This window comes from Saccharicrinis carchari, assembly GCF_900182605.1.
GTDB lineage: Bacteria > Bacteroidota > Bacteroidia > Bacteroidales > Marinilabiliaceae > Saccharicrinis > Saccharicrinis carchari.
The window spans coordinates 225482-239854 of sequence record NZ_FXTB01000002.1 but is presented as its reverse complement, the minus strand read 5'-3'; the positions used below and the strand labels follow the sequence as shown (position 1 = coordinate 239854).

Sequence of the window (14373 nt, the reverse complement as noted above, 5' to 3'; positions counted from 1 at the left end):
AAAGCTATTTCGGGACTCCTGCCAATCAGACCTCGCAAGCCTTGTTCTTGCCGTTTTTTGTTACGCCACTTTCTAAAGTTATTAGTTTTCTTGCATAGACTATGTATTAGACTTAGCCTGACAAAGAATTTATCTTTTACAGAATGGGCTCAACCATAAATGTAAATTCGTAATCATTATAAGGAATTTGATATTTTTCCATAGGCAGTGCTCCCCAGGTGTTAATACAACCCAACCCCATTTGCTCAAGATCGATTGAAAGTACCGTTATATCTCTTTCTACCAACTCTCCGGAATGGCGTTGCTCTTTGCTCTCAAAATCGTCCAGATCATTGTTGGTAAAATGTAGTGCCGAAACACTAAATAGGTCAGGTGCATATACTTTTACACCTATGCCCGATTTTTGCGTCAGCTTCCACCAGCGAACGTCTGATTTCGTTCCGGTTTCCTGTGGGCGGATATATGGGAAGAATTGTTCAGAAACGGTTTGTTGGTATTTGCCTACAAACGCACTTATTTTTCGGTCAACATAATTCTCAACCGGCCCCCGGCCGTAATATTCAATCTGATCGAATAATTTGGTGAATGGGAACTGCATCCCAAATCGCGGTATCATCGGTTTATTATCCTTATCCTCCGAAGTAATCAGTTTTTGAGTAACTTTCATTTTTCCTTCGCCATTCACCTCATAGCTTAGCTGCAACTTAGCGCCGAGTTCCGATAACGAATAGCTTGCCTTAACCATTGCTCCGTCTCCCTCGTTGCTTGCTTTTAAATCAATTAACTCCAGCTGTGGATTCCTCCATTTCGAGAGCTTATTTTGCAAACGGGCGCCATAGTCATTATCTGTGCCGCCTCTCCAGAAGTTGGGTTTAACTTTCTCGCCATCCTTTAAAAATTGTACCCCTTTATTTGAATAGCCAACAATAAAACCTGTCCGCTGATCAAATTCAATGTTTGTATGGCCGGCTTTCACCGCAATAAGGTGACGCGTTTGCTCAACTTCAACTGCCAATTCTTTTTTTGCCAAAATCAAATCAGGGAACTGGTAGCTTGTAACAGGCAACTGCTGGCGAGCCACAATATGGGCCGCCGGCACCATACCTTCCTGTACTTTCGTTTTGTAGTAAACTTCCAGGAAACGCTCTTTGGTTGAAGGTTTTGGCAAATAATTCAATTGCAGGGTTCCTGTTTTCTGAGGCGCAATGTTAAGCTCGTTCACAACGCCTTCCTTAATCGCTGTTCCCTCTTCGACCAAACGCCAGTGCAGCTGAATATTATCAAGTGATGTAAAAAAGTTTTCGTTATACACTTTTATTTTTCCTGTTTCGATATCGACTGGTGTAGTCCAGATTGATTGTTGAACCATAGCCACTTCGTTGAAATGAGGATTTGGCTCACGATCGGGATTTACTAAACCATTATTGTTGAAATTATTATCAGACGGAAGCCCTTTGCCATAATCACCACCATAGGTGTAAATCATTTTTCCATCGCGATATTCGCGAAGGGCCTGATCGACAAAATCCCAGATAAAACCACCTTGCAGGTTATCATACTTGCGGTAAAGGTCCCAGTACTCTTTGAATCCTCCCATAGAATTTCCCATAGCATGGGCATACTCACACTGAATAAGCGGCATGCGTTGATTTCCTTTTTGGCCGTAAGCCTCAAGGCCATCATATCCCACATAAAACGGCACATAAATATCGGTATGCATCTTCATTCCCGGCCGTTCATATTGAATTGGACGGGTTGAATCAATTGCTTTGATGGCCTTATAAGTTTCCTCAAAGCAGATGCCGTCGCCGGATTCGTTCCCCATGGACCATATAATTACCGAAGGTGAATTTTTATCGCGCTGCACCATCCTTGTCGCACGCTGTAAATGGGTTGGAATCCATTCCTCCATTTGTGCAATTTTCTCATAACCATGAGCTTCAATATTGGCTTCATCAACTACGTAAAGTCCATATTTATCGCACAATTCATAAAAGTAGGAATCGCTTGGATAGTGGCTTGTGCGAACAGCATTTATATTGTTCATTTTCATGATTCTCACATCTTGTTCCATACGCTCTTTCGACACATAATAGGCATGGTCGGGGTCAACTTCGTGACGGTTTACGCCTTTAATTAGAATTGGCTGTCCGTTAACAAGCAGAAGTCCATTTTTGATCTCTACCTTTCGAAATCCTACCCGTTGTGGAATGACCTCTATCGTCTCATCGCTTTTATTCTTAAGCGTAACCGTTAAGTTGTAAAGATTAGGAAGCTCAGCACTCCACTGCATAACATTTTTTAAAGTGGCAGTAGCCTCTATGCTGGATGTTTCGTCCAATACTTTAGTCGTGCTCCATACTGATTTTCCTGCATTGTTTTTCAGTTCAAATTCCACCTTGGCACCTTGCTGGCCAACAGCTTTTGTATCGTCAAAATTAACCGATACGTTAAGTAAGCCATTTTTGTATTTGGTATCCAGATCCGCAACAACAGTTATATCTTTTACATGAAACGGGTTGCGTGCATACATGTAAATATCGCGAGATGTTCCGGCCAAACGCCAGAAATCCTGCAACTCCACAAAGGTTCCATCGCACCATCTGAATACCTGGAACGCGATAAGATTTTCTCCTTTTTTCAGATATGGTGTAATATTAAATTCAGGTTCCAACTTGCGGTCTTCGCTATAACCTACAAATTGCCCGTTTACCCATAGATATGCGCAGGATGAAACAGCTCCCAGGTTAATAAGAACTTCCTTTCCATCCCAGTTCGATGGAATATGGACTGTTCGCCGGTATGAGCCTACATAATTCTCTTTTTCGGGCACCTTAGGGGGTTCAGGCTTCATAATATAGTCCCAAACAAAACGCGAGTTGACGTAAACGGCCTCTCCATAGCCATTGACCTCCCAGATTCCGGGCACCTCCATTTTATCCCATTGATTGTCGTCGAAGTCGATAGTAAAAAATGTGTGTGGCCGCAAATTGGCATCTCTTACCCAATTAAATTTCCATAAACCGTTGAGGGACATATAATTTTCGGAATTTTCTCTAATGCCTTCATCGGCCTTCCCGCTACTTTCATAAGCGAAATACGAGGCATGCATTGGAGCGCGGTTTATTGAATTGATAGCAGGGTCGTGCCATTCGGTAAATGACTGGCCTACTGCCCAAAATGACAGTAAAAATGAAACGACGGTTAAAACGAAATTTTTATTCATAATGTGTAGTTAAAAAAAAGGTGTTTTTTTGAAGTCACGATTTATAGTTATGCCTAAATTAGCCGATTAAAATTATATTCTTTGTTACTTAAAAAGCATCTAGGTTTCCTACGTCGGCAAAAGCCTCCGCAATTCAGCGGAGCAGGCTCTGCGGGGCGGATGCGTCGCAGGCAATCCCAACGCTATTTCTTGAAATTTCTCCTCACTTCTCTAGCCGCAGAGGCTCTTACTTTCTTGTTCCCATTGTATCGGGAGCTGCCCGAAAAACATCATCTGTCTCTTTGCCATGCCTAAGTGCGGTCGAGTGATCTCCGAACCGGTTCGGAGCTTCCCATCCTTACTAAGGCATCGCTTTGAGCCAAATATTATTTTGCAGGAGGCCGATCACGCAAGCTTCAAACATCTGTCCGAGAATCAAAACATTCACAACAACCACCCGGAACACACTGGCAATCAAGAGCCTAATCAAAATATTACAAAATCACGGTATAGATTCCATTCTCGGGAATTTCAAACTCTTTCACCGTATCCTGATATTTATATGTTCCCGTAGTGCCGTCTTTGCCTGAAATTTGGGCAGAAAACAATTTGTTTTCCTTCCATTCCATTTTCACCTCGAAACCTCCACGTGCCTTTAATCCTTTTACATTTCCATCTTTCCATGCTGAAGGCAACGCAGGCAGTAATTCTATGGTTCCGGTGTGAGACTGCAATAATAGCTCAGCAACTCCTGCACAACCACCCATGTTCCCATCCAATTGAAATGGTGGGTGTGCGCACAACAAATTAGAATAGCTCCCGCCACCGCTCATCATTTCTGTTCCTTTCTGACCGGTTGGGCGCAATAGCCTTTTAAACAATCTGTATGCCCGGTCACCATCCTTTAAACGGGCCCAAAAATTCACTTTCCATGCCAGCGACCAGCCCGTTCCGTCATCACCGCGTGCATTGAGGCTAACCTTTGCTGCTTCGGCAAGATTAGGTGTTGTTTCAACAGTTATTTGTTTTCCTGGGTGCAATGCATATAAATGCGAAACATGGCGGTGTTTGTTTTCCGGGTCGTCAACGTCCTCTTTCCACTCTTGCAATTGGCCCCATTTTCCAATGGCGGGCGGACAAATTTTATCGCGTACGGCTATTGCTTTAGTTTTAAACGCTTCGTCAACGCCCAATACATTACAGGCCTCAATGCAGTTGTTCAGTAAATCCCAAGCCATTTGGTGGTCCATTGAAGCGCCGCGCGATATCCCACCATGTTCGGGAGAATAAGATGGTGACGAAACCAGTTGCCCATTTTCATCCTCAATCAGATAATCGATCCAAAACAAAGCAGCTTCTTTCATCAATGGGTAAGCGGTTTCTTCCAAAAAGATTTTATCGCGGGTAAAGTCGTAATGCTCCCAGGCATGCTGGCACAACCACGCGGCGCCCCCCGGGAAAAATCCCCATGGAAATCCCCAACCGGGGGCCGTAAAGCCAAACGGATTATTCATGGTATTTACAATCCAGCCACGTGTGTTGAAAAATTCTTTTGCCGATATTTTCCCGGGTTCTACCAGGCTTTCCATATAATCGAAAAGTGGTAGATGACATTCCGAAAGGTTGGTTACTTCTGCGGGCCAGTATAACATCTGCTGATTGATATTCATGTGATAATCGCAAGCCCAGGGCGGATTGGTGCTGTTGTTCCATTTTCCTTGCAGGTTGAGCGGCATGGAGCCCGGGCGCGAACCTGATATCATAAGATACCGGCTGTACTGAAAATAGAGTTCCTCAAATGCTGCATCCACCATACCCTCGGCATATGCTTTTAAGCGTACATCGGTGGGCACGTTGTCGCGGTTTGAACTACCCAATTTAAGTTGCACCCTGGAGAATAAATTTTGATAATCGTGCAGGTGTTTTTCCCGAATTTCCTCATAGCTCCTGCCTTCAAGGCCGGCCAATGTGGCTTTATTGGCTCCCCGGTAATCAGCTCCTTTGTAATGCGGAAATTCGGGGAGATAGTCGGTAGCGGCCACATGATACACATTACAATACCTGGCATCAGATATTTGTATCTCTCCATCTCGGAATGCCACCTCTCCATCCGATTGAACCTTCAGACAGGTTTCAAAAGCCATTCCATTGCCTGCTACCTCGCCCGTGAACGAATAAAGGCCCTGGTTAAATGTGTCCGACACTTTTTTATGCGGGGTTTCATATTTGAGTTGATAGCTTGTGGGCGTGCTACTCTCGAAACGATAGACAAGCACTTTGTCCGGGTAACTTCCAAAAAAATGGCGACGATGGCTTTCTCCATCAATCTGATAATAAACCCTGCCTTCACCTGTGTTCAGGTCAATTTCGCGTTTATAGTTTTCGGGCTCCCCATTATGGCCTATTGTTACAAAAAGGTCGCCCATTGTTTGCTGGGCCCCATAATCGCCAAACATAGAGCCGTCTGCTGTTTTGTGCGTAACACCCGTTAGCTGACGCTCAGCCATGCGATGGGCTTCAGTCAATTTTCCCTCTTCTAGCAATTGCCTTATCTTCTCCAGATGTTTCCAGGCATCTTTCCGTACGCCAAAATTATAGTCGGGGTGTGCCTCCGGGCCTCCAGCCCAAAGTGTTGCTTCAGCGAATTGGATTTGCTCCGTTTCGATGCCTCCAAAAAACATGGCACCCATGTAAGCATTGCCAATGGGAAGGGCTTCCGTCATCCAATCGCTAGCAGGTTTGTCGTACCAAAGTTTGAGCTGTTTTTCATCTTTATTTGATGCCGTGCAAGCAAGCATACCAATGATTGAAAACAACACAATAAATTTGGAAAAGTAATTGTTCATTTTAATTGTTTTAAGTGTATGTTTTAAGTTCAATTTGTCAATACATGTAAAATAAATCCAAACGAAATTGGTTTATTACCATCAATCGTATATTTTTTATGTGTTTTGGCACCCCATGAATCATCGCCTCCGACACCATGAATTTTCGAGTCGATATTTATGTTGATGAAATCTCGCTGTTCAATCTCATGGTTGTGTTTTGCTGCTTCCAAGTCACTTTCCAGGTAGGGCCAGGCACGGAATGAAAAGGATTGAATTCCTTCAATAGTAATTCCTTGCCCCGATTTAGCAGTAAATTTAGCCAGGCGTGTATCGCATCGGTTGCTGTTATCTTGTGGAGAAATGTACGGTGTAATAAAATCATTTAATTCAGATTTATACAATCCCAATAATGCGCCATGTTTTCTGTCGGGATAATTCTCGTGCGGCCCTCTGCCATACCATTCAATATGTGAATATTTCTTTGGGATAGCCAATCGGAAACCGAATTTTGGGATTAACGGATTAGAGCTTGTTTTTGGGTGATAGGCGGCATTTACATATATTTTTCCCGATGCGCCAATGGTGTAGGTCAATTTATAGTCTGCATCAATTTTATCCGGTTGAATATCAAAATCAATGGTAATTTGATTGTCCTGCTTGTTTTCACTGACATTAACATTTGCGACTTTCCTGTTTTTAGCTGCACCTTTCCAATCGCCCAATCGTCGTACATAATTGTTCCTTTCCTGATTATCGTTGGGCGGTTTCCAGAAATAGGGTTCCAAAGGATTGGTGATGTATTCCTTATTACCAAAAACAAAACTTATTAATGCACCATTTTTTGCGTCAATATCAATCGTAAAATCCTCTCCTTTAACTTCAATTGAATTTTGACTCTCGGAATAGCCTAGCGTTTTAGTTTTGTCTGCACCCAATTCAGGTAAAATAAATTCGCTTAGTAAAAACTGCTCTTTGGAAACCACAAAATCTTTTGATGCCCATTGTGCCTCTTCTTTTAAGCGGGCAAAAATACTCAGAGTATATTCCCCTTTTTCAGTATCTAATTCGGGGTATTTTATGGCGACTGTAGTTTCTTCCCCGGGAGAAACATCCAGTTGGTCTAGTTTTTCAACATAAATTTCTTTTCCGTTTAATTTTAACGACCAATCGAAATCGAATTCATTCAGATTAATAAAATCGTATTGGTTGGTAATTTTCAAGGTTTTGTTTGATGCGTCAAGCATCTCAAATTTTATGGATTGATGAATTTTTTGTGCTTCAAAATAATGTGGATTAGGTTTGCGGTTGGGTGCAATTAATCCATTAATACAAAACTCTTGGTCGTTTGGGTAGTCACCGAAATCTCCGCCAATGGCATAAAATTCGTTATCCTTCAAAGTTAAGTCTTCCGGATTTTCAGGATATTTTAATGGTGAACCATCTATTTTTTTAGCAATTCCCTGGTCAACCCAATCCCAGATTGCACCTCCGGCAAAACGGTCGAAAGCGTAAATTACATCCCAATATTCCTTTAAATTACCCAAGGAATTTCCCATGGCATGGGCATACTCGCGCATTAAAATTGGACGGTCGGTGTGTTCTTCAACCAATGTTTTTAGCTTATCAGGATGGATGTATGAAAAATCGTATATATCGGAAGCGTCCATATCGCTGTCGCAAAACACCACAGCTTTTGGGATAATATTGCGGACACTTTCTGCCATGGCTTTCATATTTTGTCCCCTGCCGCCCTCGTTACCCAGCGACCACACAATTACACTGGCGTGGTTTTTATCGCGCTCAACCATTGAAACAGCACGGTCAACATGGGCTATTTTCCAATCTGGATTGTCGCCCAGGATCTTGTTCCCAATATTGTAGCCGTGCGATTCCTGATTGGCTTCATCCATCAGGTAAATGCCATATTCATCACACAGTTTATACCATTCCGTACAAGTAGGATAATGACTTGTACGTACGAAATTTATGTTGCATTGTTTAAGTAATTTTATATCAGCCAACATGGTTTCATTGTCAACATATCGTCCAGTGCGTGGATGATGCTCGTGGCGGTTAACGCCCTTGAGTTTTACCAACTGCCCGTTAATTTTGAATAAAGAACCTTCAATTTCAACCTCTTTAAAACCGAATTTCCATGGTATATTCTCAATTACTTTCCCTTTTGAATCTGATAATTGAAAAAGAACAGAATATAAATTAGGAGTTTCTGCATTCCAATGCAGTGGTTTTTTCACCTTCATATTAAGGTTTATTGCTTCTTCCTTTTCAGGTTGAATTTCAGGAATCCGGCCCAGCAGCGCTTTATCACTTTGCTGTACAATATTATTGTGTGAATCAAAAACGGTTGCCTGTACGCTATATCCTTTTGCTACTTCCATTGAGGTGTTTTTAACCACCAAATTAATATTTAGGTCTGCATCCACATAGCTTTCATCAAAATCCGTGGTGATAATAAAATCGCGAATAAAAGTATTGTTTTTGGCAATCAGTGTTACATCGCGATAAATTCCGCTAAGCCGCCACATATCCTGGCATTCCAGATAACTTCCATCTGACCAACGATAAACTTCAACCGCGATAGAATTTTTTCCAGCTTTTACATATTTTGATATATCAAAAGTTGCAGGGGTCATACTTCCCTGGCTGTAACCAACTTTTTGGCCATTTACCCATAAATAGAACGCGGATTTTACACCATCGAATTTTATAAAAAGCGTTTTATTCATCCAGCCATTCGGAATTTCAAACTCATGTTTGTAGCTTCCGACCGGATTTCGAAGCGCAAAACTCGTATATTCTTTTGGCGGTTTTTGTGTTACGTAAGGTTGCTTTTTTTCGAAAGGATATTTAATGTTGGTATAAATAGGGATTCCAAAGCCCTGCATTTGCCAGTTGCCGGGTACCACAATTTCATCCCACCCTGAAACATCAAAATCTGTTTTGTAAAAATCCAACGGACGTTCTTCGGGTTTTGCTACCCAACGGAATTTCCACTTTCCGTTTAAGGATTTTTCGGTATCGGTTTGTTTAAACCCTAAAGCATCTGCTTCTTTTACATACGACGAAAAAGTTGCCGTGGCTTGTTCTTTGTTTATGCCGATTATTTGTGGGTTTTCCCAATCATTCGGGTTTTGGGCTTTTATAGAAACAAAAGCCAAAGCCAACAGTATTAAGGTATTAATCTTCATATTCTGCATTGCTTATATTCATTGGGTTTAAATGCCGATGGATCGAAAAGGAAGCTGACAACATTTACAGTTTTCAATTTTTAATCTCCACGCTACCATACGAGTCCGTTCCTCCATTGCTTTTTATTACGGCCTTGATACTGCATCCATTATTTCCGGTAGCTTCAGCCGGAATATTTAAGTGATATCGATTTTTACGAGATGGTTTACCCGCAAAGCCATCATGCTTATCTGTTGCGACAATTTTTCCATCGGCAACAATGGAGACCTCCCGGATATCGAGTCGATGATTGCCCTGTGCATAAACAAAACGTACAGCCCTTATCTTTTTAAGCTGGTCTGAAGATATAACCCATTCAATGGTTTTCCACTCTTCAGAAACATTAGCAGGAGACCATTGGCCCACCACATTTTCGCCGACAACGGACAAATTGGGCAATTCTTCATCCAATGCTTTTTGAACCAATTGGCCGGCCGCAGCAAGGGGATCGTCATAAGGCTGAATTTTACTTACTCCTGATTTCGCAACCCAGGCCAGCTCCCAGGCATTTTTATGGAAAGGTTGGCCCCCTTTCAACGATGCAAGTACCTGAACCATTCGTTCCCGGTAAAAATCGCGCACCAGGCCACTCCAAATACGGCAGGAGTAATCGTTTACCGGAGGCCCCCATACTGTGATAATCTGACGGGCATTGGACTCATAAAACTGTTGAAGCTCCGGATTATCGCTTTTAGCACGGGCAAAATCCAGCCACAGATCGAGCCTATTGAGCGGATGCGATTCCAACAGGCGATCCAACTCCGTCAATAATTCCAATCCGCGTTTCCCGGCCCGGTCGCCTACCGCCGTTTTCCCTTCGGCATAAGCCTCTTTGGCTGCCTTAAACCATCCATCAGCTTTCAATCCTAAAACAAGGGAAGCTCTTTCGATGGCATCTGCCCGATAATTAGGCGAATGCTGCAACTGCTCGCTACACGATAAAAAAAGCGCTACAGCTTTAAAAAACTCCGGATCGCGATTCACCCTTCCATAAGCACATTTGCCGGTTTGCCAGCCCATTTGCGGATGATCCACCAGATTTTTATAACAGCTCTTCCGCAACATATCCCAGGACTTTTTTATGGCATCGGGACATCCCCCATATCGGTTCAAACTATATTGCACCAACCAATTGTCCAAGTCTATAGAATCGTTGGACCATGCAACATCAGTCAATAATTCATACACCACATTGTTGTTTTCCAGTCCTTCGCCAGATATTGTAAACCCCATCAGGTTTTTCTTGTCAGGGGAATGAAATGCCCGGGCGGCCCCCGCAGCGTATAACGAGAGATCGCCCGTATAAGCTGTTTTTCCTCCCATGTTGGGCACAAATCCATACACCCACTGCTTACCGTTAAATGCATTCATCGGCTCCCAGTTGTTGTTGTAATCATTGGCATAATCCAGTATCAGCACCCGATCGTCGGGAATCCGGCTAAAGAGCGCTTTTACCGTCTCGGGATTCCAGATATGACGTTGATAAGCAAACATCCAGCCCTGAATTACCCAGGTTGCATTGGGGGCTGCAGCTTTTATGGCATTAAAAGTTTTCTCGCCGTAGTCGGCAAGCATTTCAGTTACCGGCTTACCCGTTTTGGGAAGTTCCAACTCGTTAAAACTATCTACCAGGAAATAATCCGCCGTGCCAAACTCCTTTTGCCATTCCTCCATGTACATCCTGGTAATTGTGGCAAATAAATCATCATTGGGCATGATGAGCACCGGTCGTTGTGATTCGGGGAAACCGGGATTCCACAAAGTATTATGAAATACCGTGTTGGGATAAATCCGTTTCAATCCTTTGGGTACGAATCCACAAAACGACTGGATTACCGGTTTGATATCCAGTTCTTTCATCCGCTTTAACAATTGATGCTGAAGGGCTATTTGATCCTCGTGCCAATGCGAAGGCAAAGGGCCTCCCACCTGGCAGATACTCCCCATTCGCGACCAAGGTAAGTGTGCCGGACCGGTATTGAATTCATCGATTTCTTCCTGGGTAAGTCCCAACCGTTTCCATACCCGTTGGGCTATCGCTTCAGTAGCAACCGGCGCCATGAGCATATTAAAACCATGCATGGCCTGCCAGTCCAGCTCCTGCTCCCATCGCTCCCAATCCCAGTAGGGTGTGGTATAACCCGATATAACAACGTTATAGGCATGACGGATGCGAAAGGGAGTTGTATTTTTCGTCAACTGGGCCTTAGGCCATTGCCCGGGCAAACGAAATTGCGGACCGCTCCAGTCGAGCATGCCCAGGTGATTGCTTTTCAGGTAATCGTACACTCCCCGGGCAATCGCGGACACGCTGGATCCACTGACTTTTAATACGCCATTATCACATACATATTTGTAGGTGTCAGCGCCGTTTTTTGTCGGTAAAACCCTCAGCTGAATTGAAGCTGCCCGTTCGCCTAAAACACGGCTTAATACCCCTCTGGCCGAATGAATGATTGACTGTTCTTCAATCTTATTTATTTGTCCTTTTTCACTAGCATAAACTCCGACTGATACAATCAAAATCCAGATAAAAACTAAAGTGTGTTTCATGTTTTTTAAAAAATATAAAAATCCTTTACTTATACGATGCTATTATCTCATCGTAGTATTTACTGTATAATTCATTTGCAATGACTATGCAATCACCTTGTTCTTTAGTTGGAAAATTCTTATGTTCTTTATTCCAACTATCTTCAAAGGAATAATAATCGAGTTCCCCGGGGTTTCCTCCTTTTAACTCTGAGGCAAGCTTAGATATAAACATTTCCCATCTCGGCAGGTAAAAGTCAGACAGCATACCACCCCATTCCCTGTGGGCATAGTCGTGTAAATTTGAATCCTGAAAGCTCCAGGTGGTAATTTGCGCCCGTGCATTGTACTCGAACAAAGCTTTCTCGGCAGTATTGGTAGCTCTTGACTTTGCGGCCTCTAACCAAAATCCCAGCATAAAATCCTTTTTTGAATTCAGCAGCTGGTTCTGTTCCTTTACTAAATCAGTAAATTTTTTACTTGCCACGACAAAAGCGTCCAGGTTTTTATTTTTATAATGGTGCATCATATCGGCATACAAAACCTGTGCATAGTTTGCCAGCACCTGCCGGGTGATGTCCACCAAATCGTATTGGAAATTTCTGCTCTCTTTTAAAACCGCTGATTCCCGGACGAACAAATGCCATGCTTCGAGCAAATCTTTTGGATTGTAATGGATTTTTGTTGTTCCCCAGGTAGATACGCCGGTGATATTTTTAGAAGGACGGGCACAAAATAGGGATTCATTTGTTCCTTGCTGATTGGAAAATCCTAATGTTTTTCCATACACAGTTTTATTTAAAACTTCCCATGCTTTGTTTATGTTTGCATTGAAAGGGCCATATCGCCTGTGTGCATAATCTGCCAGCCAGGCATCCATATCTACACTGGAATTTCTCCATCTGAATTCATACAGAAGCTCATATACCACCGGGTTATTCTCTATTGCCTCGGGCATAACCCCAATGCCTTTTAAGCTTTGTGGGTGTTTCTGCAATGCCTTCAGCAGCTCACGGTTAATGACGTCCAATCGTCCGAACATTCCCACATTACCGCCATAATTAGTGATAGTGGACCATATCCAGTTTTTATTGTCCCATGCGTTCTTTTGAGACCATTGCGGATTGTTGTCGGCGTCTAAATCCAGGATCAAAATATCTTCTCCATCTATTTTAGATAACATCTCCGATCTCGGATTGGCGTGCCATGCCTGAAAAATCCATTTTGCCTTGGGATAAACATTCTTCACACTCCCGATCAAGTTCTTGCCGGCAGCAGGCAGATCAATTCCCGTGGTACTCCCTCCCTCATGAAAAGGGTCACCCGAGAAATACTCCGTCTCGCCAAAAAGCTTTTTTTGTTCTTCGTAAAAGATATTTGCAATTTCTAAAAACAATGAATCGGTGGGCATTAGGAAGGCAGGTCTTTTAAAACCTCCGGCCCACACGCCCTGGTCGCGAATATCGGCATCAGGATATTTATCTTTCAGATAATTGGGCACCATCCCGTAAAATCCGGGCAGTACGGGATCCATGCCGTATTCGCGCATTCTTTTTAATATTTTCTTTTGCAACTCCACCTGCTGGCTCATGTACTCCATTGATATAGGACCTCCCCAACCTTCCAGGTTCGTCATCAGCCACCAGCTCGTGAATGCCGGTCCGGGAATAAATTTCAGGATATCCTCGTCGGAATAGTCGAGCCTTTTTAGCACATTGTACCAAACCGCCTCCGTCCCGGTTATGGCGAGGGGTAGGTTAACCCCGTTCATGGCCATCCAGTCAATTTCCTGCTCCCATCTTTCCCAGTCCCAAAACGACATTGTATAATTAAAGGTGCAATAATTGAGGTAATAGGCGTATTTAAACGCCGACTGCTTGCTCACCATGCCATCTATTGCCGGCAATGGTTTCGGAATATTTATCTGATTGCCGCTCCATGAAACACTGCTATTGCAATAATATTTTAGATACCAATTTAGTCCGGAAGCCATGGCCACAGGACTAGTTCCTTTAATTAAAATTTTGCCATCCCGGGTACTTAACTCAAACCTATCCTTCCCGGATGAATCTATATCCTCAAAAATAAAATGCTTTGATTCTTCCGGAGATAATAAGCGGTTGGTCAAATTTTGCACCGTCATATTGGAGCTGTTTTTAGCAGAACAGCTGCTTATAGAAAAAGCCATCATTGATAATAGCACAATACGCAGAATGATTTGCCTTTGTTTATTTTTTTTAAACATATCTGATATTTATTGAACTTCGAATATACTTAATACGGCCCTATGGTCCGAAGGCCATGGATTAACCTGAATATCCACACCATCTCCTTCAATTTTATATTTTGGTGTTTCTCCCACCAATAATGATTCCTTTAGTTTAATCCTATTCCCGTTAGACTTATAATTAAATAAAGTCAATGCGATCGTCGTCCGTTTTTTCCTTATAATCCCAAGTAGTATAAGACCATGTAAATCCTCTGGATGTCAACTTTGTAGAGCCTGTCATTTTCCGATACCCCTGCCAGGCATCATACGTATCTAAACTATCTATCATG

General features: G+C 42.8%; 7 protein-coding genes. All 7 read right to left on the bottom strand.

Annotated elements, in window-relative coordinates; all coding sequences use genetic code 11:
• Nucleotides 1-136: 136 nt before the first annotated feature.
• Nucleotides 137-3226 carry a glycoside hydrolase family 2 TIM barrel-domain containing protein gene (locus FN809_RS05525; RefSeq protein ID WP_142532500.1) on the bottom strand — a complete coding sequence of 1030 codons (3090 nt, stop codon included), beginning with the start codon at nucleotides 3224-3226 and terminating at the stop codon, nucleotides 137-139.
• A gap of 473 nt (nucleotides 3227-3699) precedes the next feature.
• Nucleotides 3700-6051 (bottom strand): glycoside hydrolase family 95 protein, encoded by a 2352-nt coding sequence (locus tag FN809_RS05520; protein WP_142532499.1) that lies wholly within the window; start codon nucleotides 6049-6051, stop codon nucleotides 3700-3702.
• A gap of 29 nt (nucleotides 6052-6080) precedes the next feature.
• A complete protein-coding gene (locus FN809_RS05515; protein ID WP_185957464.1) occupies nucleotides 6081-9242 on the bottom strand; it encodes a glycoside hydrolase family 2 TIM barrel-domain containing protein in 3162 nt (1053 codons plus the stop codon).
• Between the two features lie 73 nt (nucleotides 9243-9315).
• Nucleotides 9316-11835: an alpha-N-acetylglucosaminidase gene (locus FN809_RS05510; protein WP_142532497.1), complete on the bottom strand. Its 2520-nt coding sequence runs from the start codon at nucleotides 11833-11835 to the stop codon at nucleotides 9316-9318.
• A 25-nt stretch (nucleotides 11836-11860) separates the two neighbouring features.
• Nucleotides 11861-13957, bottom strand: a complete 2097-nt coding sequence (locus FN809_RS05505) for an alpha-N-acetylglucosaminidase (RefSeq protein WP_185957463.1) — start codon at nucleotides 13955-13957, stop codon at nucleotides 11861-11863.
• Nucleotides 13958-14068: 111 nt separating this feature from the next.
• Nucleotides 14069-14236 carry a hypothetical protein gene (locus FN809_RS17710; protein ID WP_185957462.1) on the bottom strand — a complete coding sequence of 56 codons (168 nt, stop codon included), beginning with the start codon at nucleotides 14234-14236 and terminating at the stop codon, nucleotides 14069-14071.
• Nucleotides 14223-14372 (bottom strand): hypothetical protein, encoded by a 150-nt coding sequence (locus tag FN809_RS17705; RefSeq protein ID WP_185957461.1) that lies wholly within the window; start codon nucleotides 14370-14372, stop codon nucleotides 14223-14225. Before FN809_RS17705 ends, FN809_RS17710 begins: the two co-directional genes overlap by 14 nt.
• Nucleotide 14373: the final 1 nt, after the last annotated feature.